Genomic DNA, 23,915 nt, shown 5'->3' with positions numbered 1-23,915 from the left:
GCGTCAGTAATCAGCAGCGTCAGTAGTCAGCGACGTCAGTAATCCGTGTCCTTGCCCAGGTACAGCTCGGCGAAGCCGATCGCCGCGGCCGGCGAGACGAGGGTCCGTCGCAGCCGGGCCGCCGTGATGCCCGCCAGGAACGGATCGCCCGACGAGGCGCCGTGGAACACGTCGGAGAGCCACTGCGAGAACTCCTGGTACTGCCACACGCGCCGCAGACAGGCCGCCGAGTAGCCGCGCAGCCCGCTGTCGTCGTCCTTGCCGTAGTACGCGACGAACGCGTCGGCGAGCAGCAGGGCGTCGTGGATCGCGAGGTTCATGCCCTTCGCGGCGATCGGCGCGAGGAGGTGCGCCGAGTCGCCCGCGAGCAAGAGCCGCCCGTACGCCATCGGCGCCACCACATAGTTGTGCATGTCCAGGACGCGCTTCTCGATCAGCCGGCCCTCGTTGAGCGGGCGGGCCCCGTCCGCCGCGAGCCGTTCGTGGAGTTCGGCCCACACGCGCTCGTGGGACCAGTTCTCCGGGTCGTCGCCGGGCGGGCACTCGAGGTAGTAGCGGGTGACCTGTGGGCTGCGGGCCATGTGGCCGGCGAACCCGCGTGGATGGATGCCGAAGACGACGCAGTCGGAGGAGGGCGGCGCCTCGGCGAGCAGCGCCAGCCAGCCGATGCCGTAGTCGTGCCGGGCGACGGTGGTCCGCTCCGGCGGCAGGCAGGTACGGGTCACACCGCGTGCGCCGTCACAGCCCGCGACGAAGTCGCAGTCGAGGCGGATCCGTTCACCGGTCTCCGGGTCCGTGTACGCGACCGAGGGCTGGTCCGTGTCGATCCCGGCCGGCTGGACGTCGCGGACGCCGAAGCGGATGGCGCCGCCCCGCACGTCCGCGTACTCGCGCACCAGGTCCGTCACCAGCAGCGGCTGCGGGTAGACGAAGTGCCGGTGTCCCGACACGTCCGCGTACGGGAACCTGTGGCGCTCCCCCGCGAGCCGGAACTCGCACTCGGTGTGCACCTCGGTGTTCTCCAGCAGCCGGTCCGCGAGGCCCCGCCGCTCCAGGGCTCGGACCGCCCACTCCTCCAGGAAGCCCGCGCGCGGCCGCTGCTCGATGAACTCCCTGCTCTCCGTCTCCAGCACCACGCAGTCCACCGAGGCGGCCCGCAGGATGTTGGCGAGGGTGAGTCCGGACGGGCCGGCGCCCACGATGACGACCCGGCTGCGGTGGAGGGAGGAGGCGGAGCCGGCGGAGTCGGCAGCGGCGGCGTCAGCGGTCATGCGAACAGTATGGCGAACCCTCAACTCACGGTCTGCTGAGCGGTATTGGCGGCGGTCCCCGCCGTCGGCCTCATGCGTCCTCGCTCCCGCTCGCGCCCTCCCCCTCCCGCTCGTCCTCGGAGGCCGAAGGACGAGAGCAGGGCCCCCAGCGTCACCATCACCACCGGGACGATCAGTGCCGCACGGAATGCGGACAGGGTGGACTCCGGGTCGTCGGAGCCCGTGGAGGCCAGGCCGTACACCGCCGTCACCGCCGAGATGCCGATCGCCGAGCCGAACTGGGTGAACGTGTTCAACAGGCCGCCCGCCAGCCCCTGTTCGGACTCCGCCACACCCTCCGTCGCCGCGATCGTGAGCGGCCCGTAGGCCAGCGCGAAGGCGGTGCCCGCGATGATCAGGGTCGGGAACATCGCGGCGTACGACCAGTCCATGCCGACCGGCAGGAACATGCCGTACGCGACGACCGCCAGGACGAAGCCGCCGAGGATCACCCGGGCATGGCCGAAGCGCGTGACCAGGCGGGGCGTGAGCGTGGGGGCGAGGACGGCGTCGCAGCCCATCACCACCAGGGCGATCGCCGTCTGCAGGGAGGACCAGCCGCGCAGTTCCTGGAGGTAGAGCGTGAGGACGAACTGGAACCCGAAGAAGGCGCCCACGAAGAGGAGAGCGCCGAGGTCGGCGCGTACGACGGAGCCCATGCGGAAGATACCGAGGCGGACCAGCGGGTCGGGGGCACGGCGCTCGACGATGACGAATGCGGCAACCAGGAGGGCGGCCGCCGCTGCCACGCCCGCCGTCAACCGCCAGCCGTCCAGGCCGTGTTCGAGGCGGATGACGGCGTACGCGGCGAGCAGCATGGCGCCTGCGGCGGTGATGGCGCCGAGGACGTCGAAGCCTTCGGTGAGGCGGCGCCGCTTCGCGGAGGCGACGGTGTCGGTACGGGGCTGGGGGCGGCCGGGTGTTTCCGGCGCCGCGGTACCGGGCTGGGGGTCGCCCGTCTCGCCCGGCGGCGCCGGGATCAGCCGTACCGCCGCTGCGAGCAGGGCTCCCGCCAGCAGTACGGGGGCGAAGAAGACCCAACGCCAGCCCAGTTCGGTCAGCAGGCCGCCGATGACCAGGCCGAGGGAGAAGCCGCCGGCCGCTGTGCCCGCGAAGACCAGCAGGGCCTTGTTGCGCTGCTCGCCCTCCGCGTACGACGTCGTGATGAGGGACAGCGCGGCCGGAGTCATGAACGCGGCCGAGACACCGGTGACGAACCGCGCGACGATCAGCATCCAGCCCTCCGTGGCGAAGCCGCCCAGCCCCGAGAAGGCGAGGAAGACCGTCAGCCAGGTGAGGAACATGCGGCGGCGGCCCAGGAGATCGGCCGCGCGGCCTCCCAGCAGGGTGAAGCCCGCGTAGCCGAGTACGTACGAGCTCATCACCCACGCCGCCGTGTCCGTGGGCAGGCCGAGATCCGATCTGATCGAGGGGATCGCCACGGCCAGCATGGCGACGTCGATGCCCTCCAGGAAGATCGTTCCGCAGAGAACGAGCAGTAGGGCCCAGGCACGGGTGCCCATCGCAACTCCTCAGGTAGGGGTCCCCGGACAGGGGTGGTTACCCAAGTGAGGGTCGGTTCCCTCTTGTAACCGATGCCAGCCTGCGGCAGCATCGACAGGTATGGAAGAAGGCACTTTGAAGTCACCGAGTAACTGCGCGGGCACCGTGGGCGCGGACTACGGCGATCCGGATCCCTTCCAGTGGGACACCCGGGAGGACTGCCAGGTCCGGCAGATCCTCGATCGGGTCGCCGACAAGTGGTCGCTGCTCGTGATCGCACTCCTCGACAACCGGCGGCTGCGCTTCACCGAGCTCCGACGGGAGATCGACGGCGTCAGCCAGCGCATGCTGACGGTTACCTTGCGGCAGTTGGAGCGGGACGGGCTGGTCGAGCGGACCGTCCATCCCGTGGTGCCGCCCCGGGTCGAGTACGAGCTCACTCCGCTCGGAGGGACGTTGCATGCCACGATCCGGTCGCTGGTGACGTGGACGGAGGCGCACCAGGGGGAGATCGCGGCGGCTCGGTCGGATTATGACGAGCGGGAGAGGGAGCGGGAGCGGGAGCGGGAGAGTGCGGGGGTTCCTAAAAGTTCGTGAGGTTTGTTGAGGATTTATGAGGGTTCGTGAGGGGTCTGCCTCCTGTGCTCCGAATCTTCAACGCCGGAGAGGTGGAATTTTCGCGACCCGGGGCCGGCATCTTCAGCCCGGGGGCGGCGGGGGCGAAACCCCATCGGCCTCAACCCAACCGCCCCTCCGCCTCGTCCATCACCGCCGCCCAGTGCCCCCGCTGAACCTCCCGCTCCTCCGCACTCGACATACGCTCCTGATGGAAGTTGATGACCGTCCGCCCGTGCGGTGCGGATGAGACGGTGACCTGGACCGTCGTACGACCGTAGGTGACACGGATGCGGGTACCGGGGTGATAGCCGCGAACCTCGCCCCCTACGCCCGTCTTCGTTTCGTAGGTGTCGCCCTTCTTGGGAGCCCGCGGCAGAACCGCACCCTCCCCGAGCCAGAGGGCAACACCCTCGGGGCTCGCGATGAACTCCCAAACGGCTTCCGGGGGTTGAGGAAGGGTGCGGGACACACCGATGTTCCAGCCCGCGTCCTGGGTGAGTCCGGTAGGCATCAGACGTCTCCTTCGGCTTCGGCCACGCGGGCACGATGCGCCCGCACTTTGTGAAGGTTTCCGCAGTGCTCCATGGCACACCAACGACGACGCCCGGGACGCGAGGTGTCGACGAAGAGCAGGGTGCAGTTGTGAGACCCGCACTCGCGGATGCGATGGGCGTACGGACCGGTGAACAGCTCGACCGCGTCACGGGCGACCGTGGCCAGCAGCCGCGCCCCGGTGGCCCCCGGCGCCCACGCACGCGTGCCGTCCGCCTCGATGCGGGCGGTCAGGGGAGCCTCGGCAGCGGCGGCGTTGACGACAGCGCGGTGGCGGGCCTGGAGCGGCCGGCCGTGGGCACGGTCGGCAGCGAGGAGGAAGATCGCGTCGCGGAGGGCTCGCACCTCCGCCAACTCCTCTTCCGTGACAGTGAGTTCAAGCCCGTCGGCCAAGCGGCTCCGCTCCACCCAGCGCACCAGATCCGCGGGCTCGTGCAACACCTCGTACCGCGCGAACTCCCCCGGCCCACCCGTGGTCACCAGCTCCATGCAGAGCGCCCCGGGATCGAAGCGGAAGGCCTTGCCGCCGTACGACACGAGGGTCAGTCCGGGCGTCTTCGTTGCACGCTCGCTCACGTAACCATTATAAGTGGTTACCATGACGCTCACACCCCAGCCCCAGCCCCTGCACTGGAAGCTCGTCATCGACTCCGCCGACCCACACGCCCAGGCCGACTTCTGGGCCGCCGCTCTCCATTACCTCGTCGAGGACCACAGCGCCCTGATCGAGCGCCTGCTCGGCTTCGGCGCCGTACCGCCCGAGATCACCGTCGAGTCGCACGGGCACCGCGCCTGGCGGGATCTGGCGGCCGTACGGCACCCCGATGATCCGTACGAGGAAGAGAGCGAGACCGGGCTCGGTCGGCGGCTGCTCTTCCAGCGCGTGCCGGAGCCGAAGACCGTGAAGAACCGGCTGCACATCGACCTGCACACAGCGGACGGGCAGCGGGAGGCGGAGGTCGCACGGCTGGCCGAGCTGGGAGCGGTGGTGTTGCGGGAGGTGAAGGAGCACGGGGGCGAGTGGGTGGTGATGGCGGATCCGGAGGGAAACGAGTTCTGCGTGCACTAACCAGCAACCCGCAACCCGCAACCCTGCAACCCGCCATCAGCGATCAGCAATGAGCCACCAGCAACCCGGAGCGCCCCCACAGCGCCGCCAGCATCCGGCTCGCGTGAACTCCCGGGATCCGCTATACGAACATCCTTGACCGGATTGCGCTCTTGACGGAACGTCAGCCACGGCTTCACCATCAGGCACCCATTCCCGCAAGGAATTCGGAGCCCCCCACATGAAGCTCTCCGTTCCCGGACGCGCCACGGGTGCCGCGGTCATAGCGGTCACCGCGCTGTTCACCACAAGCGCGATAGCCGACGCGGCGCCCGTACGCGTGGCCGCCGCGCCCGACATACCCGTGGCCAACGTCAAGGCGCATCTCACCGAGCTGCAGTCCATCGCCACCGCCAACGGCGGCAACCGGGCGCACGGCCGCACCGGCTACAAGGCGTCCCTCGACTACGTGAAGGCGAAGCTGGACGCCGCCGGATTCACCACGTCCATCCAGCAGTTCACCTCCTCCGGCCGTACCGGCTACAACCTGATCGCCGACTGGCCGGGCGGCAACACCGACCAGGTCGTCATGGCGGGCTCGCACCTCGACAGCGTCACGTCAGGGGCCGGCATCAACGACAACGGCTCCGGATCGGCGGCCGTACTGGAGGCCGCGCTCGCCGTGTCGCGTACGCAGTACCAGCCCACCAAGCACCTGCGGTTCGCGTGGTGGGGAGCGGAGGAGCTCGGCCTGGTCGGCTCGCGCTACTACGTCAACAGCCTCTCCACCGCCAACCGCGCGAAGATCAGCGGTTATCTGAACGTCGACATGATCGGGTCGCCCAACCCCGGCTACTTCGTCTACGACGACGACCCGGCCATCGAGAAGACCTTCAAGGACTTCTACACCGGCCTCGGCGTCGCCACCGAGATCGAGACCGAGGGCGACGGCCGCTCCGACCACGCCCCCTTCAAGAGCGCGGGCGTCCCCGTGGGCGGCATCTTCACCGGTGCCAGCAGCACCAAGTCCCCGGCCCAGGCCACCAAGTGGGGCGGCACGGCGGGCCAGCCCTTCGACCGCTGCTACCACTCTTCGTGCGACACGACGTCGAACATCAACGACACGGCACTGGACCGGAACAGCGACGCGCTGGCGTACGCGGTGTGGGAGTTGTCGGAGTAGGTCCACTCCCAGCCTCGCAAGGCTCATGCCTCGCACTCGCGGGTCTCGCATACCTCTCACGCCTACGCCTCGCCGGTCTGGCAGGCCACGCAGGCCACGCCGGTCTGGCACGGAGAGTCGACCACGGGGAGTCGGCCGCATGACGCCGGGGCACCCAGGCAGAGCCCTGCCTCGGGGTAGCCGCCAACTACGTGCGCATGCATATACTGCAGGCGCACGTAGCTGTCGTACGCCCCATATCCTGGAGCCGTCATGACCCGCCACTTCCTCTTCCTCCTGGGCAGCAGCCGCGGCAACGGCAACACCGAGCTGCTGACCCGCAAGGCAGCGGAACAGTTGCCGTCCGATGTCACGCAGCGCTGGCTGAGCCTTGCCGAGCACCCGATGCCCGACTTCGAGGACCTGCGCCACGACAGCGACCACGTCCGGCCGTCCGGCGACACCCCGGCACTGTTCCTCGACGCCACGCTCGCGGCGACGGACATCGTCATCGCCTCGCCGCTGTACTGGTACTCCGTGTCCGCGCACACCAAGCTCTACCTCGACCACTGGTCGGGCTGGCTGCGCACCCCCGGCGTCGACTTCAAGAAGACGATGGCCGGGCGCACCCTGTGGGGCGTCACCGCCCTCGCGCACGAGGAGGAAGAGGTCGCCGAACCTCTCGTCGGCACGCTCAACCACACGGCCGCGTACATGGGGATGCGCTTCGGCGGAGTCCTCCTCGGCAACGGCAGCAAGCCCGGTGACGTACTGAACGACTCCGCCGCTCTGGCCCGAGCCAAGACCTTCTTCGCCCAGGACCCCCCACTCGCCCGCTTCCCCTACGAGAGCTGAAGCCGACCGAGCCTCAGGCAGCACTGCCCGGGCCGTACTGCCGCAGGCGGTGCTGCCCCAAGGGGTGCTGCCCGGGCGGTGCTGCCCCAAGCGGTGCTGCCCGGGCGGTGCTGCCCCAAGCGGTGCTGCCTAAGCGGTGATGTCCTTGTTCGTGAACCGCGCCCACGCCGCCGTGCCGAACACCGCCGCGTACAGCGCCTGGAGCTCCAGGTTGCGGACCACGTCGTCCCAGTACAGGGGATCGCGCATGAGGTCGGCGAAGGACAGCCAGTAGTGCGAGAAGAAGTACGGCTGGATCGCGTGGAGTTGAGGTATCTGGTCGAGAATCTGCACGGTGATGAGCAGGCCGACGGTCGTGGCCATCGCCGCGATCCCGCTGTTCGTCACCGTCGAGACGAACAGGCCCAGCGCCGCGACTCCGATCAGTGACGCGGCGACGAGCAGTGCGATCAACAACGCCCGCCCCAGCCCCTCGCCGAAACTGATCCGCGTGCCGGATATCGTCGTCAACTCGCCCAAGGGGAACAGGAACGCGCCCACGATGAGCGCAGACGTAGCCACGACGAGCGTCGCGATGACGCAGAACGCAAGCGTGGTCGCGTACTTGGTGATCAGCAGTCGCGTACGCCCAGCCGGTGCGACCAGCAGATAGCGCAGTGTCCCCGCGTTGGCCTCGCCCGCTATCGCGTCCCCCGCGATGACACCGACCGCCATCGGCAGGAAGAACGGCAGGGTGGCGGCCAGCGCCGTGAACACCAGGAACAGCCCGTTGTTGGTGATCTGCGCGATGAAGGCCGGCCCCTGGCCACCGCCGCCTCCGGCCGACGATCCGTCACTCGTCTCGATCTTCACGGCGATCCCGACCAGCACCGGCACCCCGGCCAGCACCCCGAGCAGCGCGATCGTCCTCCACCGCCGAAGCGTGGTCCCCAGCTCATTACGCAGCAGGCCGAAGGTCCAGAGCGGGCTCGGCGTCCGTACGCCGACGACCTCCGCGGACTCGGCCGACGGCTCCACGATCTCAGCCTCAGCCCGCGACATCGAATCCCTCCCCCGTGAGCGCCACGAACGCGTCCTCCAGCGAGGCCCGTTCGAGCCCGAAGCCCCGGACACGGACGCCCGCCGTCACCAGTGCCGCGTTCACCTCAGCGAGATCGCGGTCCGGCGGCTCGCCGGTCACCTGGTCCTCGGCGACCACGACGTCGGCCACGCCCTGCTCCTTCAGCACCCGGGCCGCGTCGCCCGGGTCCGGCGTCGTCACGACGAGCCGGCCACGCGCGCCCGCCGCGAGTTCGGCCACCGAGCCCTGGGTGATCAGCCGGCCCCGCGCCATAACCGCGACGTGTGTGCACACCTGCTCGATCTCGTCGAGCAGATGCGAGGAGAGGAACACGGTCGTGCCGTCCGACGCCAACTCCCTTACGAGCGAACGTATTTCACGCATCCCCTGCGGATCGAGCCCGTTGGTGGGCTCGTCCAGGACCAGCAGTCGGCGGGGCTGCAACAGCGCGGCCGCGAGCCCGAGCCGCTGCTTCATCCCCAACGAGTACGCCTTCGCCTTCTTGCCCCCGGCGGCCGTCAGCCCGACACGGTCGAGCGCCGCCGCGACGCGCGTACGCCGGGTGCGCGGGTCGGCTGTCGGGTCGGCGGAGTCGTACCTCAGGAGATTGTCGCGTCCGGAGAGGAAGCCGTACAACGCGGGACCCTCGATGAGCGCGCCCACGTGCGGCAGAACGGCGCGGGTGGCGCGGGGCATGGGCTGCCCCAGCACGCGCGCCGTGCCTGAAGTCGGCTCGATGAGCCCCATCAGCATTCTGATGGTGGTCGTCTTGCCCGAGCCGTTCGGCCCGAGGAAGCCGAAGACGCTGCCCGCCGGGACGGTCAGATCGAGGCCGTCGACGGCGAGCTGTCCGCCGCGGTAGCGCTTGGTGAGCGCGCGGGTGGCGATCACGGTGTCACCCGCGTCCACGGTGGCATCCGCGTTCGCGGTACCACCCGCGTCCACAGCGTTCTCCATGTTCGCCGTTCCACCGGTACCGGTGTTCGCCGTGCCGTCCGCGCTCGCCATGTCCCCGTCCGCGGTGGACAGTTCCGCCATCGACTACCTCAATTCGTCTTACCCTCGGGGGACTACGGGGTTGCCCATTGGGAACCCGGGCTACCCGGTGACCTACTCCGCCGCGTTGGCCGCCTTCACCAGTGCGTCCTTGGTGACCGCGCCCGCGTACACCTTGCCGTCGTCCGTGATGAGCGCGTTGACCAGGCGGGTCGAGAAGACCGTGCCCGAGCCGAACTTGCCCGTGACTTGGTCGCCCAGCGAGTCGAGGAAACGGCCCGCGTCGCCGGCGCCGGAGTCCTCCGACGGCATGCCTTCGCCGCCGGTGTCGAACTGGGCTATGGAGCTCCAGCCCTCACCGATGACGTTCAGCCCCTCGAGCTCCTTGCCGAGGTCTTCGCCGCCCTTGGGCCTCGCCTCGCCCTTGTCCTGGGCCGTCAGCTCGTCGCCCTCGGTGACCTTCGTTCCCTTCGGCGGGCTGAACTCGAAGGTGGACGCGGCCGGCTGGGAGAAGTCGACCTTGGTGAAGCCCGCGTCCACGACGGCCGCGCCGCCGCTCGCCGGGGTCAGCGTGAACTTCAACGGCAGACCGGTCTTCGCGTCCACAGCGATCGAGATGGCGCCGACCGTCGAGCCGGACCCCTTCGGCTTGATCAGGAGCTTGTACGCGTCGCGGCCCGCGACCTGCGCCGTGCCGTCGACGGTCACGGACGTCGTGTCGTCGGCCGCCTTCAGCGCCTCGTCAGCCAGCTCCTTGGGAGTGGCCGGCATGTCCTCGGACTTGTCCTTCCCGCCCTTCCCGCCCTTCTCGGCGGAGCCGGCGGAGGCGTCCTTCATGTGGTACGCCTCGTTCGAGGCGCTGTCGTACGCCCACACCTCGTCGCCGTTGTGGATGACGCTGTACTCGGAGGCCTTGTCGAGCAGCGACAGCTTCTGCTTGCCCTCGCCGTCGGCCGCGACCCGCACCGTGTGCGTACCGGACGCCAGTTCCATCAGCTTCGACGACGGGTCGGCGGACGAGCCCGAGTCGTCACCCCCGCCCATTCCGCCGCCCAGGCTGCTCTCCAGACCGCCGAGGTTCGGCAGACCCAGGTCCGTACTGATCTTCACCGTGCCGGACAGCTGCTGTACGTCGGATGCGGCGATCTTCTCGATGAGTCGCTGTGCGGTGACCTCCGGAAGGTCGGGGTCGCCGGAGCCCGCGAACGCCGGGACCAGCCCGATGGTCGCCGCCGCCACCCCCAGCACCGCGACCGGGACGACGTACCGAGCGGCTTTTCGTCGGCCGGTGCGCAGGTCCTCGTTCGTGTTGTCGTCGGATTCGTACGGTGCCATGTGTGCCCTACCTCCGTTGTCGGCGGCGGCTGACCGTCCTCGCACTCGTCCACCCCTGGCCGCCATTGTCACCCGAACTCCTGTGAAGTGGTGTTTCCAATCTGACCAAATCGGCCACCGGAAAGCGTCAGACCTCGGAGCCAACTCCACGTACTGCTGCGGTATGACATGGGCGGACGGCGCCTCCCCCGACCCGTAGGGGTCACGCGGGGAAGACGCCGTCCGAGAAAGTACTGGAGAGGTCCTGGATGGATGCCGGAAGCTCCCCGAAGCTTCCAGAAGATCCTGGAAGCCGGTCAACTCCGGTGGCTCACCGGTTCACGAACACGTAGTCCGCCTGGTACGGAATCCCCACGATCGACCCGACGTCGCAAGCCCCGGCCGGAGCCACCCCACCCACGGTGTTCAGCCGCAGGATCTCCGCGGTGCCCGCGAGCAGCCCCCGGTGTTTGCCGGACTGCGTGGCCCTGAGGTCCAGTTCGGGGATGTTCTTGTCGCCGTTCGGGGTCCTGGAGATCACGGATCCGGTGACCGCACTGCGGTCGGGTGCGATCCACTGCGGTGTACCGGAGTTGGGCTTCACGAACGAGTGCGCGATGCCGCCGCCGAGCACGGCGCGCACGTCACGCTGCGCGAAGGCCGTGGAGCCGTCGTCCGCCTTCTTGCACTCGTAGATCTGCTTGCCCTTGAGGACCGAGGCCTGGAAGTTGTTCAGCGCATGCCGGAAGTCAAAGCTCGTGGTGACCTTGTGGAGTTGGCCGCGGACGGCTCCGCCCGGGAACTCGGCGCTGTGCAGGTTGGCGTAGAAGCTGCCCGGGTCGGCCTTCAACTGGCCGAGCAGCGCGGCGTCCTGGACCTTGACCGTGCCGGTGACCGTGCGGCCCTTGGCGTTCTCCAGCAGCTTGGTGAAGTCGACCTTGACGCCGCCGTTGGAGCCCTTGGCGCCCTGGTGGATGTGGAGCAGGGTCGGTTTGCCGGTGCCACGCCACTTGACCGCGACGGACACCGTGTCCCCCTCGACCTTCACGAACTCGAGCGCCGCGCCGTCCTGGTCGCCGACAGCCGGGCCGCCCGCCACCGGCACCTCGTTCGCGCCCTTCAGGCTCGCGGCGAGGATGGTGCCGCCGCTACCCTCGGCGGACCCGCCGCTCTGCACCTCGATGGACTGGTCCCCGTGACCCTCACCCGTGTGGCTCGCGCTCGCGCTCTTGCCGTCGTTGCTGCCGCCGCTGTCGGCGGCCGCCGGGATGACGGCGGCCGCGACTCCGGCTGCGGCTGCCACCGCGACACCGGTCATGACCAGGCTCTTACGACGCTGCGTGAACGTACCGATCATCCCCATGATTCCGTTTTCTCCCCGTAATTCCGCCGACACCCCCTGCGTCGGCTTCCGCGCAGAGATACGGAACGAATCCGAGGCTGAGCTCAATCCAGCAGTGTGACCTGCATCACAATATGAGGTCGCCCGGGGTCTGGGTACTACAGGGTCCCGGGGACTACAGGGCTCCCGGGAGATCTTGGGGACACAGGGATCCGGAACACGGAGATGCGCGGGTCGTCAGCCCGCCCGGTGCACCACCGCGTCGCACAGCTCCACCAGCGCCGCCTTCGCGTCGCACTCCGGGAGCGGTACCAGCGTGGCGCGGGCGTCCTCCACGTACCGCACGGTGTCGCGGCGGGCCTGCTCCAGCGCTGGATGGGCGCGCAGCCTGGCCAGCGCCTCCGCATGCCGGGCGTCGTCCGTGAGGTCCGAGTCGAGCAGCTCGGACAGCGCGATGTCCTCGGCGAGACCGAGCCGCTCCACGCGCTCGCGCAGCCGCAGCACGGGCATCGTGGGAATGCCCTCGCGCAGGTCGGTGCCCGGCGTCTTGCCCGACTCATGCGAGTCGCTCGCGATGTCCAGCACGTCGTCCGCGAGCTGGAAGGCGACGCCGAGCCGCTCGCCGTACTGCGTGAGCACGTCGACGACCGTCTCGTCAGCGCCCGACATCATCGCGCCGAATCGACCCGCCACAGCGATCAGCGAGCCGGTCTTGCCGCCGAGCACGTCCATGTAGTGGTCGATCGGGTCGCGGCCGTCGCGCGGCCCGGCCGTCTCGAGAATCTGGCCCGTGACCAGTCGCTCGAAGGCCTCCGCCTGGATGCGTACGGCCTCGGGCCCGAGGTCGGCCAGGATGTGCGAGGCACGCGCGAAGAGGAAGTCGCCCGTGAGGACCGCGACCGAGTTGCCCCACCGCGTGTTGGCGCTGGGCACTCCGCGGCGTACGTCCGCCTCGTCCATCACGTCGTCGTGGTACAGCGTGGCCAGGTGGGTCAGCTCGACGACCACGGCCGAAGGCACGACGCCCGGCGCGTACGGGTCGCCGAACTGCGCGGCGAGCATCACGAGCAGCGGCCGGAACCGCTTCCCGCCCGCACGTACGAGGTGCTGCGCGGCCTCCGTGATGAACGGGACCTCGCTCTTGGTGGCCTCGAGCAGGCCCTCCTCGACAGCCGCCAATCCGGCCTGGACATCGGCTTCGAGAGCCTGGTCCCGCACGCTCAGCCCGAACGGCCCGACGACGGTCACGAGGGTCTCCTGTCTGCTGACGCTCTCAACGGCGGTCTCTGGATGCTCTGGGTGCGCTGTGTGCTGGAAGTGTTTGTCGATGTGTCGCTGCTGGCACTCAAGTCAGCGTATCCGGTCGCCTTTCGATCACGGTGAGCGCCCACCGGTCCCAGCCGGGCAGTATCGGATCACGGAAGGTATGTTCTTGATCTTCTGATACCACCCGAAAGACGTAGACATTTCATGAAGTGATGTTTTTACCTCTTGAAGTGATCGAAACCGATCCAATCCGGATGCCGAGGGCCGGCCGCCGAGTGCGCCGCCTCGCGGACGGCGGCGACAACGCCGACACTCGGCTCGCGCTCGTGTCGCACTCGCCGACCCCCGGCGCACGGATCCACTTCCGCGCGACCGGCCACGCCTCGGGGCCGGGCAGTATCCGGTGGGCAGGCCACTCGCGCAGGGTGACCGTCCAGCCGCCCCGCGACCACGAGGCATCGACCAACGGACTCTGGACCACGGGGCGTCGCCCGCGGCACCAACCCGGTTGGCGAGAGCGGGGGTTCACCCCCGCATCCCGATCCCATGGGCCACACGTACGGGAACTCGGCCGCCTTGACTCCCGGAACGTTATGCCCGAGTTGCCCCCATTGCCGCTTTGTTGGCACTTGTTCACGTGAAATGAGTCACGTGCGGACGGAGCGGGCGATACGCCGCACTCGACCACTTCCCCTTTGCATAAAGCAAGTTGAATATTGTGTTCCGGAGTAATCGGGCGATTTCCCCCTCCCCAATACGAGGTCAGACACATCGCATCGCCGATTCAGGCCTTGTTCCCTCCATGTGCTCTCGCATACGTTCTCGTCGATCCGGACGGACCGCCGAATCCTGCCGCCGCCCGGAACCCACCCATCACCCACGCCACGGCAGGAGCGGGGGACCCAGGTAAGTCGCCGATCCGGATGCCGGAACGGCTCGGGGTGAAGTCGCACTCAGCGTGCGGCCGGGCATCTCCCGCCCGAACCCGACAGCTCACCTCGCAGGCGCCGGAGAGGAAATCACCATGGCCGCACGAGGTAAACACCGCCGCCCGAAAGCCCGCTCCCTCACCCGCGGCGTCGTCGCCGCCGGAACGGGCGGAGCCGCGCTCGCGCTTCCGATCGTGGGGGCGACCGGCGCGCACGCCGCCGCACAGCCGGCGCAGACCGCACAGGTCGCGCAAGCCGCAGTCCCGCAGGTCGAGCTCGTTACGTACAAGGTGGCCGCGGGCGACACCCTGTCCAAGATCGCGCGAAAGCACGCCACGAGCGGGAGCTGGAAGACGCTGTACCAGGCCAACCGCGCGGTCATCGGCGACAACCCGTCGATGATTCACCCGGGCCTCACTCTGACGGTCGGCACGAAAAAATCCCAAAAGTCAGCAAATAAGACGAAGCCGACCACGGCCACCACGCAGACCACCAAGTCCGCGGCGTCCACTGTCACCCCCGCCTCCGCGAAGACGTACACGAACGACCTCGACGGCTGGATCAAGGAGTCACTGGACGTCATGGCCCAGAACGGCATCCCGGGCAGCTACGACGGCATCTACCGCAACGTCATGCGCGAGTCGTCCGGAAACCCGCTGGCCATCAACAACTGGGACTCCAACGCCGCGGCCGGGACGCCGTCCAAGGGCCTCCTGCAGGTCATCGCTCCGACCTTCAGCACCTACCACGTGCCCGGTACAGCACTGGACGCCTTCGACCCGGTCGCGAACATCACGGCAGCCTGCAACTACGCCGCCGCGAGGTACGGCTCGATCGACAACGTCAACGGGCCTTACTGAGCAGGCCCGTAAGCAGCCTGTGGGAGAGGCTGCTTACGGTGCTGCGGACGGGGCCGCGGGCGGGAGAACAGCTTCTCCAGCACTACCGCGACCCCGTCCTCCTCGTTCGACAGCGTCTCCTCTTGGGCCACCGCCTTGAGTTCGGGGTGGGCGTTGGCCATCGCGACGCCGTGGGCCGCCCACCTGAACATCGGAATGTCATTGGGCATGTCCCCGAAGGCGATCGTGGCGAAGCGGGTGAGACCAAGGTGTTCGGCGGCCAGGGCGAGCCCCGTCGCCTTGGTCACGCCGCATGGCTGGAGTTCGACGGTGCCGGGGCCGGACATTGTGACGGTGGCGAGGGAACCGACCGCTCCGCGCGCCGCGGACGCCAACTCGTCGTCGGACAGCAGCGGGTGGCGCAGCAGCACCTTGCTGATGGCGTCCGCCCAGAGGTCGTCGCGCCGGATGACGCGTACCGCCGGGAGCGTCGGGTGCGGCATCTCGTAACCCGGCTCGATCAGAGTCAGGCCGTCGACCCCGTCCTGGTCCACGGCCGCGTACACCTCCCCGACCTCCGCCTCGATCTTCCCGAGCGCCGTCTCGGCCAACTCCCGGTCCAGGGTGACCGACCACACCATCCGGTCGGTCCCGGCGTCGTACAACTGCGCCCCCTGCGCGCACACCGCCAGTCCCTGGCCACCCAGTTCGTCCAGCAACGGCCGTACGCGCGGCGCCGGGCGCCCCGTCACCACGAGGTGCCGGGCGCCCGCCTCGACCGCCATCGCCAACGCGGCTCGTGACCGATCGGAAAGGGTGTCGTCGCCGCGCAGCAGCGTTCCGTCCAGGTCAGTGGCGATAAGTGCATATTCAGTCGGTGCGGCCATGATCAGAGAATACGGACCGAACGGCGCATCGACCCGACGGGAACCGGACGACGTCCGGTATCTCGTCAACTGCCCTGGCCACCGCACGAACCCAGCCCACACCGCCCCCATCTCAGCCGCACACCCCTGAGTTGAAACCCCGCCTGTCCACACCTGCCAGACCGACGGTCCGACGGTCCGCCAGTTGGTCGATCGGTCGTGCGGTCGTGCGGTCGTGCGGTCGTGCGGTCGGCCGATCGACCGATCGACCGATCGACCGATCGGCCGCACGACTCCGAGAAGGCGGCCGCCCGGCTGGGTATGCCCTGCTCCACGCTGAGTTCGCGCGGGCCCTGCTTCCTGGCGAAGCGGCGCGGAAGCCCAGCATCCTCCCTCGGGAACAGCAATCTTCCCGCGAGTTCCACCTGACGCTCGGCGATCAGCACCACGACCTTTTCGTCGGTCGGGATCAGCACGGCGGCGGAGAGGCCGATCCGGCACCGATGCGCAACAGCCCCTCGACGGGCCGCTCCAGTCTCTCCGTCCTGCCGTCGGCCAGACGAACGCGCACCGCAAGATGCCTTGAGACCGCGGCGAGCGTGTGTCGGTCCCGTAACGTGTGCCTCACCCACCCGGAAAGCGAGGCAGCACCCCATGCCCCCCTTCGATGTCCCCGAGGGCGATCTCTTCGGCCCGCACAATCTTCCGTACGGCGTGTTCTCCCTGGGCGATTCCGACCGGCGGAGCGTCGGCGTCCGGCTGGGGGGCCACGTTCTGGACGCGGGTGCCGCAGCCGTGGAACTCGGCTCCCCGTACGCCGCCCTCCTCGCCCGCCCCTCACTGAACCCGTTGCTCGCGGCAGGCCGTAGGACGTGGTCGGACGTGCGGCGCGCGCTCACCGCCTGGGTGACGGTGCCGGCCCACCGCGAAACCGTCGCGCCCCTGCTGCACCCGCTTTCCGAAGTGACGCTCCACCTCCCCTTCGACGTCGCGGACTACGTCGACTTCTACGCCTCCGAGAACCACGCCCGTAATGTCGGCCAGATCTTCCGTCCCGACGCCGCCGATTCCCTCACCCCCAACTGGAAACATCTGCCCATCGGTTACCACGGCCGGTCGGGCACCGTCGTGGTCTCCGGGACCGAGGTCGTACGCCCCTCAGGCCAGCGCAAGGCCCCGACGGACCCGGCGCCGATCTTCGGCCCGTCCGTCCGGCTGGACATCGAGGCGGAGGTCGGTTTCGTGGTCGGTGCGCCCTCCGCGATGGGCATGCCCGTACCGCTGAGCGACTTCCGCGACCATGTCTTCGGCCTCTGCCTCCTCAACGACTGGTCCGCGCGCGACCTCCAGGCGTGGGAGTACGTCCCCCTCGGCCCCTTCCTCGGCAAGTCCTTCGCCACATCGGTGTCGGCGTGGATCACACCCCTTGACGCCCTGGACGACGCCCGGATCGCTCCGCCGTCGCGCACCCACCCCCTCCTCCCCTACCTGGACGACTCCTCGGAGGACCCCGGCGGCTACGACCTGCGCATCTCTGTCGCCGTCAACGGCCACGTCGTCTCCGAGCCCCCCTTCTCCACCATGTACTGGACGGCCGCCCAGCAGCTGGCCCACATGACGGTGAACGGGGCGTCACTGCGCACGGGCGATCTTTACGGCTCGGGAACGGTGAGCGGTGCCTCGGAACGCGAACGCGGCTCCCTCCTCGAACTGACCTGGAACGGCCGGGACGTCCTCGAACTCCCCGACGGCAAGCGGACCTTCCTGGAGGACGGCGATGTCGTGACGTTGACGGCCTGGGCACCGGGGCCCGACGGGACGAGGGTGGGTCTGGGCGAGGTGACGGGGCGAATCGCCGCGGGATCCTGACCTCTCAGGCCCCCGCCCACGTGGCCCGCGGGGCGCGGCCCACAGCTCGCGCCAAGCGTGTGGCCGCTGGTCGAACTCCAGGTCGTCCATGCTCAATCCGAACCGCCGCCCCCCTCTTGCGTCAGCCGCGGCCGCCTATATCCAGTCGTCCGGCTCCGGCTCCGCATCCATCTCGGACCAGTCCAGTGCTGACTCGTTGTCATTCCGGGGAGCCGGGACCGACCCGTCGTCGCTGTGGACCTCCGCCACTCCCCCGGAAGGCCGCTCCAGGGCCGCAAGCACCCCGATCACGCCCTCTCCGTAGGTCACGAGTTTCTTCTCGCCGACTCCGCTGATGCCGCCCAGCTCCGCCACCGACGTGGGCCACGCCGTGGCGATCTCCCGCAGTGTGGCGTCGTGGAAGATGACGTACGCCGGGACGCCCTGCTCCTTGGCCTGTCCCGCACGCCAGGCGCGCAGGGCCTCGAAGGCGGGCAGGAGCTCCGGGGGAAGCTCGGCCGCGGCGGCCTTGGCCTTGCGCTCGCCCCGGCCGGAACCGGAGGAGGAACGAGAGGCCACCGGCTTCGGCGGCTCCTTGCGCAGCGGCACCTCCCGCTCTCGCCGCAGCACCGTCCCGCTCTCCTCGGTCAGCACCAGCGTCCCGTACTCGCCCTCGACCGCGAGGAGCCCCTGAGCCAGCAACTGCCGTACGACACCGCGCCATTCGCCCTCGGTCAGCTCCTCGCCGATACCGAACACGGACAGCTGGTCGTGGTCGAACTGTATGACCTTGGCGCTCCTGCGTCCGAGCAGGATGTCGACGATCTGGACCGCCCCGAACTTCTGCCCGCGCTCACGCTGCAGCCGCACCACCGTGGACAGCACCTTCTGTGCCGCTACCGTGCCGTCCCATGTCTCGGGCGGGACAAGACACGTGTCACAGTTCCCACAAGCCGCGGTTTCGGCGTCCTGGCCGAAGTAGGCCAGCAGCTGACCGCGTCGGCACCGAACGGTCTCGCAGAGCGCGAGCATCGCCTCGAGATGCGCCGCCGCCCGGCGCCGGAACGCCTCGTCGCCCTCGCTCGACTGGATCATCTTGCGCTGCTGTATGACGTCGTTCAGGCCGTAGGCCATCCATGCCGTGGACGGCAGTCCGTCACGGCCCGCTCGGCCCGTCTCCTGGTAGTAGCCTTCGACGGACTTCGGCAGATCGAGGTGGGCGACGAACCGTACGTCCGGCTTGTCGATGCCCATCCCGAAGGCGATGGTCGCGCACACGACCAGGCCGTCCTCGCGCAGGAACCGTGACTGGTGGGCGGCGCGCGTGCCCGCGTCCAGGCCCGCGTGGTACGGCACCGCCGCGATGCCGTTGCGGGAGAGGAACTCGGCTGTCTTCTCTACCGAGTTGCGCGAGAGGCAGTAGACGATGCCCGCGTCGCCCGCGTGCTCCTCCTTGAGGAAGGACAGCAACTGCTTCTTGGGGTCTGCCTTCGGCACGATCCGGTACTGGATGTTGGGCCGGTCGAAGCTCGCCACGAAGTGGCGGGCGTCCGGCATGCCCAGGCGCTGGGTGATCTCCTGATGCGTGGCGTGCGTGGCCGTCGCGGTCAGCGCGATCCGCGGTACGTCGGGCCAGCGCTGGCCCAGCAGGGAGAGCGCCAGATAGTCGGGGCGGAAGTCGTGGCCCCACTGGGACACGCAGTGCGCCTCGTCGATGGCGAAGACGGAGATCTTGCCGCGCGAGAGCAGGTCGAGGGTTGACTCCAGGCGCAGCCGCTCCGGCGCGAGATAGATCAGGTCGAGCTCGCCGGCAAGGAACTCGGCCTCGACCACGCGGCGCTCGTCGAAGTCCTGCGTGGAGTTCATGAAGCCGGCGCGCACTCCGAGCGCTCGCAGCGCGTCCACCTGGTCCTGCATCAGCGCGATGAGAGGTGAGACCACCACGCCCGTACCGGGTCTGACCATCGCCGGGATCTGGTAGCAGAGCGACTTGCCCGCGCCGGTCGGCATGAGGACGACGGCGTCTCCGCCGGCCACCACATGCTCGATGACGGCTCCCTGTTCGCCACGGAAGGCCTCGTATCCGAAGACCCGGTGCAGCGTGGCCAGGGCCTCGCTGTCCGCGAACCCTGCGGGCCCGCCCCCCTCGCCCGGCCCCACAGCCTGCTCGGCAAGCCCTGCGACCCTGTCCACTTCGGTCATCACACCCGTCCCGCCTGTCCCGCCCAACCCGCTCATTGCCCTGTCCCCCGTACGTCGTGCCTCGACCACTGCGTCCACGATAGGGGTCCGCACCGACAGCCTCAGAGTTATCCACAGGCTGAGCCGCACGGCCTCCGAAGTCGGCCACGATCGGCCGCAGTCCCCGGGCGGGAAACCGCGCCAAGGCACGACACTCGTTCACACGTACGCGGGAGACCTGCACGTTTCCGGCCGATAGTCTGAATGGACCGGCGAGACTCCGTCCCATGGGAGCACTGATGAGCGTCGCACCGAAGGCCTCCACGCCCAGCTGGCCGATCCCGCCGGAGGGCGGCTGGACCGCCGACGACCTGGACCGGCTTCCGAACCTGCCTCCGCATACGGAACTGATCGACGGGAGCCTGGTCTTCGTGAGTCCGCAGACCCTCTTTCACTCACGCGCTGTGAGCTTCTTCGAATGGCAGCTCCAGTCCGTGGCCCCGCCAGACCTGGAGGTCATCCGCGAGTTCACCATCGACATCGACCGGCAGAACAGGCCTGAGCCGGACGTGGTCGTGGTGCAAGGGGACGTGGTGGAGGACTCGGAGCAGACCCGGTTCCCGGCGGCAGCGGTCGTGCTGGCCATCGAGGTCGTCTCGCCGGACTCCGTGGCCCGGGACCGTGAGACCAAGCCGCTGAAGTACGCGCGGGCGAAGATCCCCCACTACTGGCGGGTCGAGAACGAGAAGGGCCTCGCCGCGGTCCACGCCTTCGAGCTGGAGCCCACCACCGGCACCTATACCAGCGTGGGCATCTTCCGTGAGCGGATGAAGGTGTCCGTCCCCTTCCCGGTGGACCTGGACCTCACGGGCATCAGGGCACGCCGCGAAGAAGGCCAGTAGCCCGGCGCCGCGCGGACAAGCAATGGCCCGGGCTTCCCTGTCGACAGGGAAGCCCGGGCCATTGCTTTTGCCTCAGTGGAGGTCAGCGGACGAAGACCCCCGCCTGCCCCGCCAGGTCCAGGAAGTACTGCGGCGCCACACCGAGCACGAGCGTGACCGCCACTCCCATCGCGATCGCCGTCATCGTGAGCGGTGAGGGCACGGCCACCGTCGGCCCCTCCGGGCGCGGCTCGCTGAAGAACATGAGCACGATCACGCGGATGTAGAAGAACGCCGCGATGGCCGACGAGATCACACCGACCACGACCAGTGCCCCGGCACCCCCCTCGGCCGCAGCCTTGAACACCGCGAACTTCCCGGCGAAGCCGGAGGTCAGCGGGATGCCGGCGAAGGCCAGCAGGAAGACCGCGAACACGGCCGCCACCAGTGGCGAACGCCTTCCCAGTCCGGCCCACTTGGACAGATGCGTGGCCTCGCCACCCGCGTCCCGCACCAGGGTCACGACCGCGAAGGCACCGATGGTGACGAAGGAGTACGCGCCCAGGTAGAAGAGCACGGACGAGACACCGTCCGGCGTCGTCGCGATGACACCGGCGAGGATGAAGCCCGCGTGCGCGATCGACGAGTAGGCCAGCAGCCGCTTGATGTCGGTCTGGGTGATCGCGACGATCGCGCCGCCCAGCATGGTGACGATCGCGACGGCCATCATCACCGGCCGCCAGTCCCAGCGCAGGCCCGGCAGCACGACGTACAGCAGACGCAGCAGCGCGCCGAAGGCGGCCACCTTGGTCGCGGCGGCCATGAAGCCGGTCACCGGAGTCGGCGCCCCCTGGTACACATCCGGGGTCCACATGTGGAACGGCACCGCGCCGACCTTGAACAGCAGGCCCATCACGACCATTGCGGCGCCGATGAGCAGCAGCGCGTCGTTGCCCATGGTGCCCGCGAGTGCCGGGTTCACCGTCTCGATCGTCCCGTCGACGACCTGCGCGATCGTCGCGTACGACACCGAGCCGGCGTAGCCGTACAGCAGGGCGATGCCGAAGAGCGTGAACGCGGAGGCGAAGGCGCCGAGCAGGAAGTACTTGACCGCGGCCTCCTGCGACATGATCCGCTTGCGGCGGGCCAGGGCGCAGAGGAGATAGAGCGGCAGCGAGAGGACTTCCAGGGCGATGAACAGCGTCAACAGGTCGTTGGCCGCCGGGAAGATCAGCATGCCGCCGATCGCGAAGAGCAGCAGCGGGAACACCTCGGTCGTGGTGAACCCGGCCTTGACCGCGGCCTTCTCACTGTCGCTGCCCGGCACGGACGCGGCCTGCGCGGCGAACGAGTCGACACGATTTCCGTGCGCCACCGGGTCGAGACGCCGTTCGGCGAACGTGAACACGCCGAGGATGCCGGCCAGCAGGATCGTGCCCTGCAGGAACAGAGCGGGCCCGTCGACCGCGATGGCGCCCATCGCCGCGATACCGGCCTTCGTCGTGCCGTATCCGCCCGCCGCGAGCCCGACGACCGCGGCGAAGGCGGCGGCGAGGGCGACGACGGACACGAACACCTGGACGTAGTAGCGGGACTTGCGGGGCACGAATGCCTCGACGAGGATCCCGACGATCGCCGCACCGATGACGATCAGGGTGGGCGACAACTGCCCGTATTCGATCTTCGGCGCGTCGATCTTGTCGATCGGCTCGGCCGCCATTGTCCACAGGCTGTGGACGGCTGCTGCGCTCACTTGGCCGCCTCCACCTCGGGCTGGGGGTCCTTCTTCTGGACGTCGGACATGGTCTGCTTGACCGCCGGATCGAGGATGTCGGTGATCGGCTTCGGGTAGACACCCAGGACGATCAGCAGGGCGATCAGCGGGGTGACGACTACGAGCTCCCGCACCCGGAGGTCGGGCATGGCGGAGACCTCTGGCTTCACCGGGCCCGTCATCGTCCGCTGGTAGAGGACGAGCGTGTAGAGCGCGGCGAGGACGATACCGAAGGTCGCGATGATCCCGATCGCGGGATAGCGCGTGAACGTGCCGACCAGGACCAGGAACTCACTCACGAACGGCGCGAGCCCCGGAAGGGACAGCGTCGCCAGGCTGCCCACCAGGAAGGTGCCGGCGAGCACCGGGGCTACTTTCTGCACCCCTCCGTAGTCGGCGATCAGACGCGAGCCGCGCCGCGAGATCAGGAAGCCCGCCACCAGCATCAGTGCGGCGGTCGAGATCCCGTGGTTGATCATGTAGAGCGTCGCGCCCGACTGGCCCTGGCTGGTCATCGCGAAGATGCCCATGATGATGAACCCGAAGTGCGAGATCGACGCGTACGCCACCAGGCGCTTGATGTCCCGCTGGCCGACCGCGAGCAGCGCCCCGTAGATGATGCTGATCAAGGCGAGTACGAGGATGACCGGGGTCGCCCACTTCGAGGCCTCCGGGAAGAGCTGGAGGCAGAAGCGGAGCATCGCGAAGGTGCCGACCTTGTCGACCACCGCCGTGATCAGTACGGCGACCGGGGCGGTGGCCTCCCCCATGGCGTTGGGCAGCCAGGTGTGCAGCGGCCATAGGGGCGCCTTCACCGCGAAGGCGAAGAAGAAGCCCAGGAAGAGCCACCGCTCGGTGTTGGTCGCCATGTCCAGCGTGCCGTTGGCGCGGGCCTCGGCGATCTCCTGGAGCGAGAAGTTTCCGGCCACTACGTAGAGGCCGATTACCGCGGCCAGCATGATCAGGCCGCCGACCAGGTTGTAGAGGAGGAATTTCACGGCGGCGTACGAGCGTTGGGCCGCCGCGTTCTCGTCCGTGCCCGCGTGGGCGCGGTCTCCGAAGCCGCCGATGAGGAAGTACATCGGGATCAGCATGGCTTCGAAGAAGATGTAGAAGAGGAAGACGTCGGTGGCCTCGAAGGAGAGGATCACCATCGCCTCTACGGCAAGGATCAGAGCGAAGAAGCCCTGAGTCGGGCGCCAGCGGCTGCCCGCGGCGAAGCTGCTCTTGGCTGCTTCGGTCTCCAGGGGATCTGCGTCGTGCCAGCCCGCGAGGATCACGAACGGGATCAGCAGCGCGGTCAGCGCGACCAGCGCCACCCCGATGCCGTCCACACCCAGCTCGTACCGCACGCCGAAGTCCGCGATCCAGGCGTGCGATTCGGTGAGCTGGTAGCGGTCGCCGTCGGGGTCGAAGCGGAGCAGGACGACCACGGCGAGGACGAGTGTGGCGAGCGAGACGAGCAGCGCCAGCCACTTGGCGGCGGTGCGGCGCGCGGCCGGCACGGCGGCCGTGGCGATCGCCCCGAGGGCCGGGAGCGCCGCCGTCGCTGTCAGCAGAGGAAAGGACAT

The 23,915-nt window shown here is 68.9% G+C and carries 20 protein-coding genes and 1 riboswitch; of the genes, 7 read left to right on the top strand and 13 right to left on the bottom strand.

Going from position 1 to position 23,915, the window contains the following annotated elements:
* Positions 1 to 35: 35 nt before the first annotated feature.
* Positions 36 to 1,271 carry a 4-hydroxybenzoate 3-monooxygenase gene (locus tag ACTWQR_RS11395; RefSeq protein ID WP_443226852.1) on the bottom strand — a complete coding sequence of 412 codons (1,236 nt, stop codon included), beginning with the start codon at positions 1,269 to 1,271 and terminating at the stop codon, positions 36 to 38.
* 20 nt (positions 1,272 to 1,291) lie between these two features.
* Positions 1,292 to 2,833 (bottom strand): MFS transporter, encoded by a 1,542-nt coding sequence (locus ACTWQR_RS11390; protein WP_443226851.1) that lies wholly within the window; start codon positions 2,831 to 2,833, stop codon positions 1,292 to 1,294.
* Between the two features lie 100 nt (positions 2,834 to 2,933).
* Between ACTWQR_RS11390 and ACTWQR_RS11385 the strand changes: the two genes are divergently transcribed.
* Positions 2,934 to 3,410 (top strand): winged helix-turn-helix transcriptional regulator, encoded by a 477-nt coding sequence (locus ACTWQR_RS11385; RefSeq protein ID WP_443226850.1) that lies wholly within the window; start codon positions 2,934 to 2,936, stop codon positions 3,408 to 3,410.
* A 139-nt stretch (positions 3,411 to 3,549) separates the two neighbouring features.
* Here ACTWQR_RS11385 and ACTWQR_RS11380 read toward each other — a convergent pair whose 3' ends face one another.
* Positions 3,550 to 3,942 carry an SRPBCC family protein gene (locus ACTWQR_RS11380; RefSeq protein ID WP_443226849.1) on the bottom strand — a complete coding sequence of 131 codons (393 nt, stop codon included), beginning with the start codon at positions 3,940 to 3,942 and terminating at the stop codon, positions 3,550 to 3,552.
* The gene (locus ACTWQR_RS11375) at positions 3,942 to 4,583 is read right to left on the bottom strand and encodes a CGNR zinc finger domain-containing protein (RefSeq protein WP_443226848.1); all 642 of its coding nucleotides are present in this window, start codon (positions 4,581 to 4,583) and stop codon (positions 3,942 to 3,944) included. Before ACTWQR_RS11375 ends, ACTWQR_RS11380 begins: the two co-directional genes overlap by 1 nt.
* Here ACTWQR_RS11375 and ACTWQR_RS11370 point away from each other — a divergent pair.
* The 3 genes from ACTWQR_RS11370 (at position 4,582) to ACTWQR_RS11360 (ending at position 7,048) form a co-directional block, all read left to right on the top strand.
* Positions 4,582 to 5,052: a VOC family protein gene (locus ACTWQR_RS11370; protein WP_443226847.1), complete on the top strand. Its 471-nt coding sequence runs from the start codon at positions 4,582 to 4,584 to the stop codon at positions 5,050 to 5,052. The genes ACTWQR_RS11375 and ACTWQR_RS11370 overlap by 2 nt on opposite strands.
* Before the next feature lie 220 nt (positions 5,053 to 5,272).
* Positions 5,273 to 6,214 carry a M28 family metallopeptidase gene (locus ACTWQR_RS11365; protein WP_443226846.1) on the top strand — a complete coding sequence of 314 codons (942 nt, stop codon included), beginning with the start codon at positions 5,273 to 5,275 and terminating at the stop codon, positions 6,212 to 6,214.
* 252 nt (positions 6,215 to 6,466) lie between these two features.
* Positions 6,467 to 7,048, top strand: coding sequence for a flavodoxin family protein (locus ACTWQR_RS11360; RefSeq protein ID WP_443226845.1), 582 nt, complete (start codon positions 6,467 to 6,469; stop codon positions 7,046 to 7,048).
* A 129-nt stretch (positions 7,049 to 7,177) separates the two neighbouring features.
* Here ACTWQR_RS11360 and ACTWQR_RS11355 read toward each other — a convergent pair whose 3' ends face one another.
* From ACTWQR_RS11355 to ACTWQR_RS11335, 5 genes are all read right to left on the bottom strand, one after another.
* Positions 7,178 to 8,089 carry an ABC transporter permease gene (locus tag ACTWQR_RS11355; RefSeq protein ID WP_443226844.1) on the bottom strand — a complete coding sequence of 304 codons (912 nt, stop codon included), beginning with the start codon at positions 8,087 to 8,089 and terminating at the stop codon, positions 7,178 to 7,180.
* Positions 8,076 to 9,065 carry an ABC transporter ATP-binding protein gene (locus ACTWQR_RS11350; protein WP_443226867.1) on the bottom strand — a complete coding sequence of 330 codons (990 nt, stop codon included), beginning with the start codon at positions 9,063 to 9,065 and terminating at the stop codon, positions 8,076 to 8,078. Before ACTWQR_RS11350 ends, ACTWQR_RS11355 begins: the two co-directional genes overlap by 14 nt.
* A 153-nt stretch (positions 9,066 to 9,218) precedes the next feature.
* Entirely contained in the window at positions 9,219 to 10,439 is a 1,221-nt protein-coding gene (locus ACTWQR_RS11345; RefSeq protein WP_443226843.1) for a LolA family protein, read from the bottom strand.
* Between the two features lie 310 nt (positions 10,440 to 10,749).
* Positions 10,750 to 11,781, bottom strand: coding sequence for a CHRD domain-containing protein (locus ACTWQR_RS11340; RefSeq protein WP_443226842.1), 1,032 nt, complete (start codon positions 11,779 to 11,781; stop codon positions 10,750 to 10,752).
* Between the two features lie 216 nt (positions 11,782 to 11,997).
* Positions 11,998 to 13,008 (bottom strand): polyprenyl synthetase family protein, encoded by a 1,011-nt coding sequence (locus ACTWQR_RS11335; protein ID WP_443226841.1) that lies wholly within the window; start codon positions 13,006 to 13,008, stop codon positions 11,998 to 12,000.
* 882 nt (positions 13,009 to 13,890) lie between these two features.
* Positions 13,891 to 14,048: riboswitch (cyclic di-AMP (ydaO/yuaA leader) on the top strand.
* A 2-nt stretch (positions 14,049 to 14,050) separates the two neighbouring features.
* On the opposite strand from ACTWQR_RS11335, the gene ACTWQR_RS11330 reads away from it, so the two are divergent.
* Positions 14,051 to 14,815, top strand: coding sequence for a transglycosylase SLT domain-containing protein (locus ACTWQR_RS11330; RefSeq protein WP_443226840.1), 765 nt, complete (start codon positions 14,051 to 14,053; stop codon positions 14,813 to 14,815).
* Here the strand turns inward: ACTWQR_RS11330 and ACTWQR_RS11325 are convergent.
* Complete coding sequence (locus tag ACTWQR_RS11325; RefSeq protein WP_443226839.1) at positions 14,809 to 15,681, bottom strand: HAD family hydrolase; 873 nt, start codon at positions 15,679 to 15,681, stop codon at positions 14,809 to 14,811. The two genes, ACTWQR_RS11330 and ACTWQR_RS11325, sit on opposite strands and share 7 nt — an antisense overlap.
* A gap of 633 nt (positions 15,682 to 16,314) precedes the next feature.
* Here ACTWQR_RS11325 and fahA point away from each other — a divergent pair.
* Positions 16,315 to 17,529, top strand: a complete 1,215-nt coding sequence (fahA, locus tag ACTWQR_RS11320; RefSeq protein WP_443226838.1) for a fumarylacetoacetase — start codon at positions 16,315 to 16,317, stop codon at positions 17,527 to 17,529.
* Between the two features lie 135 nt (positions 17,530 to 17,664).
* Here fahA and recQ read toward each other — a convergent pair whose 3' ends face one another.
* Positions 17,665 to 19,779 (bottom strand): DNA helicase RecQ, encoded by a 2,115-nt coding sequence (recQ, locus tag ACTWQR_RS11315; protein ID WP_443226837.1) that lies wholly within the window; start codon positions 19,777 to 19,779, stop codon positions 17,665 to 17,667.
* 209 nt (positions 19,780 to 19,988) lie between these two features.
* Here recQ and ACTWQR_RS11310 point away from each other — a divergent pair, with 209 nt between their 5' ends.
* Positions 19,989 to 20,591: a Uma2 family endonuclease gene (locus ACTWQR_RS11310; protein WP_443226836.1), complete on the top strand. Its 603-nt coding sequence runs from the start codon at positions 19,989 to 19,991 to the stop codon at positions 20,589 to 20,591.
* An 82-nt stretch (positions 20,592 to 20,673) separates the two neighbouring features.
* Here the strand turns inward: ACTWQR_RS11310 and nuoN are convergent, their stop codons facing one another.
* Together nuoN and ACTWQR_RS11300 are read right to left on the bottom strand one after the other, a co-directional pair.
* A complete protein-coding gene (gene nuoN, locus ACTWQR_RS11305; RefSeq protein ID WP_443226835.1) occupies positions 20,674 to 22,323 on the bottom strand; it encodes an NADH-quinone oxidoreductase subunit NuoN in 1,650 nt (549 codons plus the stop codon).
* Positions 22,320 to 23,915 carry an NADH-quinone oxidoreductase subunit M gene (locus ACTWQR_RS11300; protein WP_443226834.1) on the bottom strand — a complete coding sequence of 532 codons (1,596 nt, stop codon included), beginning with the start codon at positions 23,913 to 23,915 and terminating at the stop codon, positions 22,320 to 22,322. The genes nuoN and ACTWQR_RS11300 overlap by 4 nt, the downstream gene beginning before the upstream one ends.

It is taken from the genome of Streptomyces sp. 2A115, from assembly GCF_052245575.1.
In the GTDB taxonomy this organism is placed as follows: domain Bacteria; phylum Actinomycetota; class Actinomycetes; order Streptomycetales; family Streptomycetaceae; genus Streptomyces.
This window is presented reverse-complemented; position numbering and strand designations above follow the sequence as displayed.

What these genes read in the sequence shown, in the direction of transcription:
- ACTWQR_RS11395 (WP_443226852.1), bottom strand. Translation starts at nt 1,271, where the DNA reads ATGACCGCTGACGCCGCCGCTGCCGACTCCGCCGGCTCCGCCTCCTCC.
- ACTWQR_RS11390 (WP_443226851.1), bottom strand. Translation starts at nt 2,833, where the DNA reads ATGGGCACCCGTGCCTGGGCCCTACTGCTCGTTCTCTGCGGAACGATC.
- ACTWQR_RS11385 (WP_443226850.1), top strand. Translation starts at nt 2,934, where the DNA reads ATGGAAGAAGGCACTTTGAAGTCACCGAGTAACTGCGCGGGCACCGTG.
- ACTWQR_RS11380 (WP_443226849.1), bottom strand. Translation starts at nt 3,942, where the DNA reads ATGCCTACCGGACTCACCCAGGACGCGGGCTGGAACATCGGTGTGTCC.
- ACTWQR_RS11370 (WP_443226847.1), top strand. Translation starts at nt 4,582, where the DNA reads ATGACGCTCACACCCCAGCCCCAGCCCCTGCACTGGAAGCTCGTCATC.
- ACTWQR_RS11375 (WP_443226848.1), bottom strand. Translation starts at nt 4,583, where the DNA reads ATGGTAACCACTTATAATGGTTACGTGAGCGAGCGTGCAACGAAGACG.
- ACTWQR_RS11365 (WP_443226846.1), top strand. Translation starts at nt 5,273, where the DNA reads ATGAAGCTCTCCGTTCCCGGACGCGCCACGGGTGCCGCGGTCATAGCG.
- ACTWQR_RS11360 (WP_443226845.1), top strand. Translation starts at nt 6,467, where the DNA reads ATGACCCGCCACTTCCTCTTCCTCCTGGGCAGCAGCCGCGGCAACGGC.
- ACTWQR_RS11355 (WP_443226844.1), bottom strand. Translation starts at nt 8,089, where the DNA reads ATGTCGCGGGCTGAGGCTGAGATCGTGGAGCCGTCGGCCGAGTCCGCG.
- ACTWQR_RS11350 (WP_443226867.1), bottom strand. Translation starts at nt 9,065, where the DNA reads ATGGAGAACGCTGTGGACGCGGGTGGTACCGCGAACGCGGATGCCACC.
- ACTWQR_RS11345 (WP_443226843.1), bottom strand. Translation starts at nt 10,439, where the DNA reads ATGGCACCGTACGAATCCGACGACAACACGAACGAGGACCTGCGCACC.
- ACTWQR_RS11340 (WP_443226842.1), bottom strand. Translation starts at nt 11,781, where the DNA reads ATGGGGATGATCGGTACGTTCACGCAGCGTCGTAAGAGCCTGGTCATG.
- ACTWQR_RS11330 (WP_443226840.1), top strand. Translation starts at nt 14,051, where the DNA reads ATGGCCGCACGAGGTAAACACCGCCGCCCGAAAGCCCGCTCCCTCACC.
- ACTWQR_RS11325 (WP_443226839.1), bottom strand. Translation starts at nt 15,681, where the DNA reads ATGGCCGCACCGACTGAATATGCACTTATCGCCACTGACCTGGACGGA.
- fahA (WP_443226838.1), top strand. Translation starts at nt 16,315, where the DNA reads ATGCCCCCCTTCGATGTCCCCGAGGGCGATCTCTTCGGCCCGCACAAT.
- ACTWQR_RS11310 (WP_443226836.1), top strand. Translation starts at nt 19,989, where the DNA reads ATGAGCGTCGCACCGAAGGCCTCCACGCCCAGCTGGCCGATCCCGCCG.
- ACTWQR_RS11300 (WP_443226834.1), bottom strand. Translation starts at nt 23,915, where the DNA reads ATGTCCTTTCCTCTGCTGACAGCGACGGCGGCGCTCCCGGCCCTCGGG.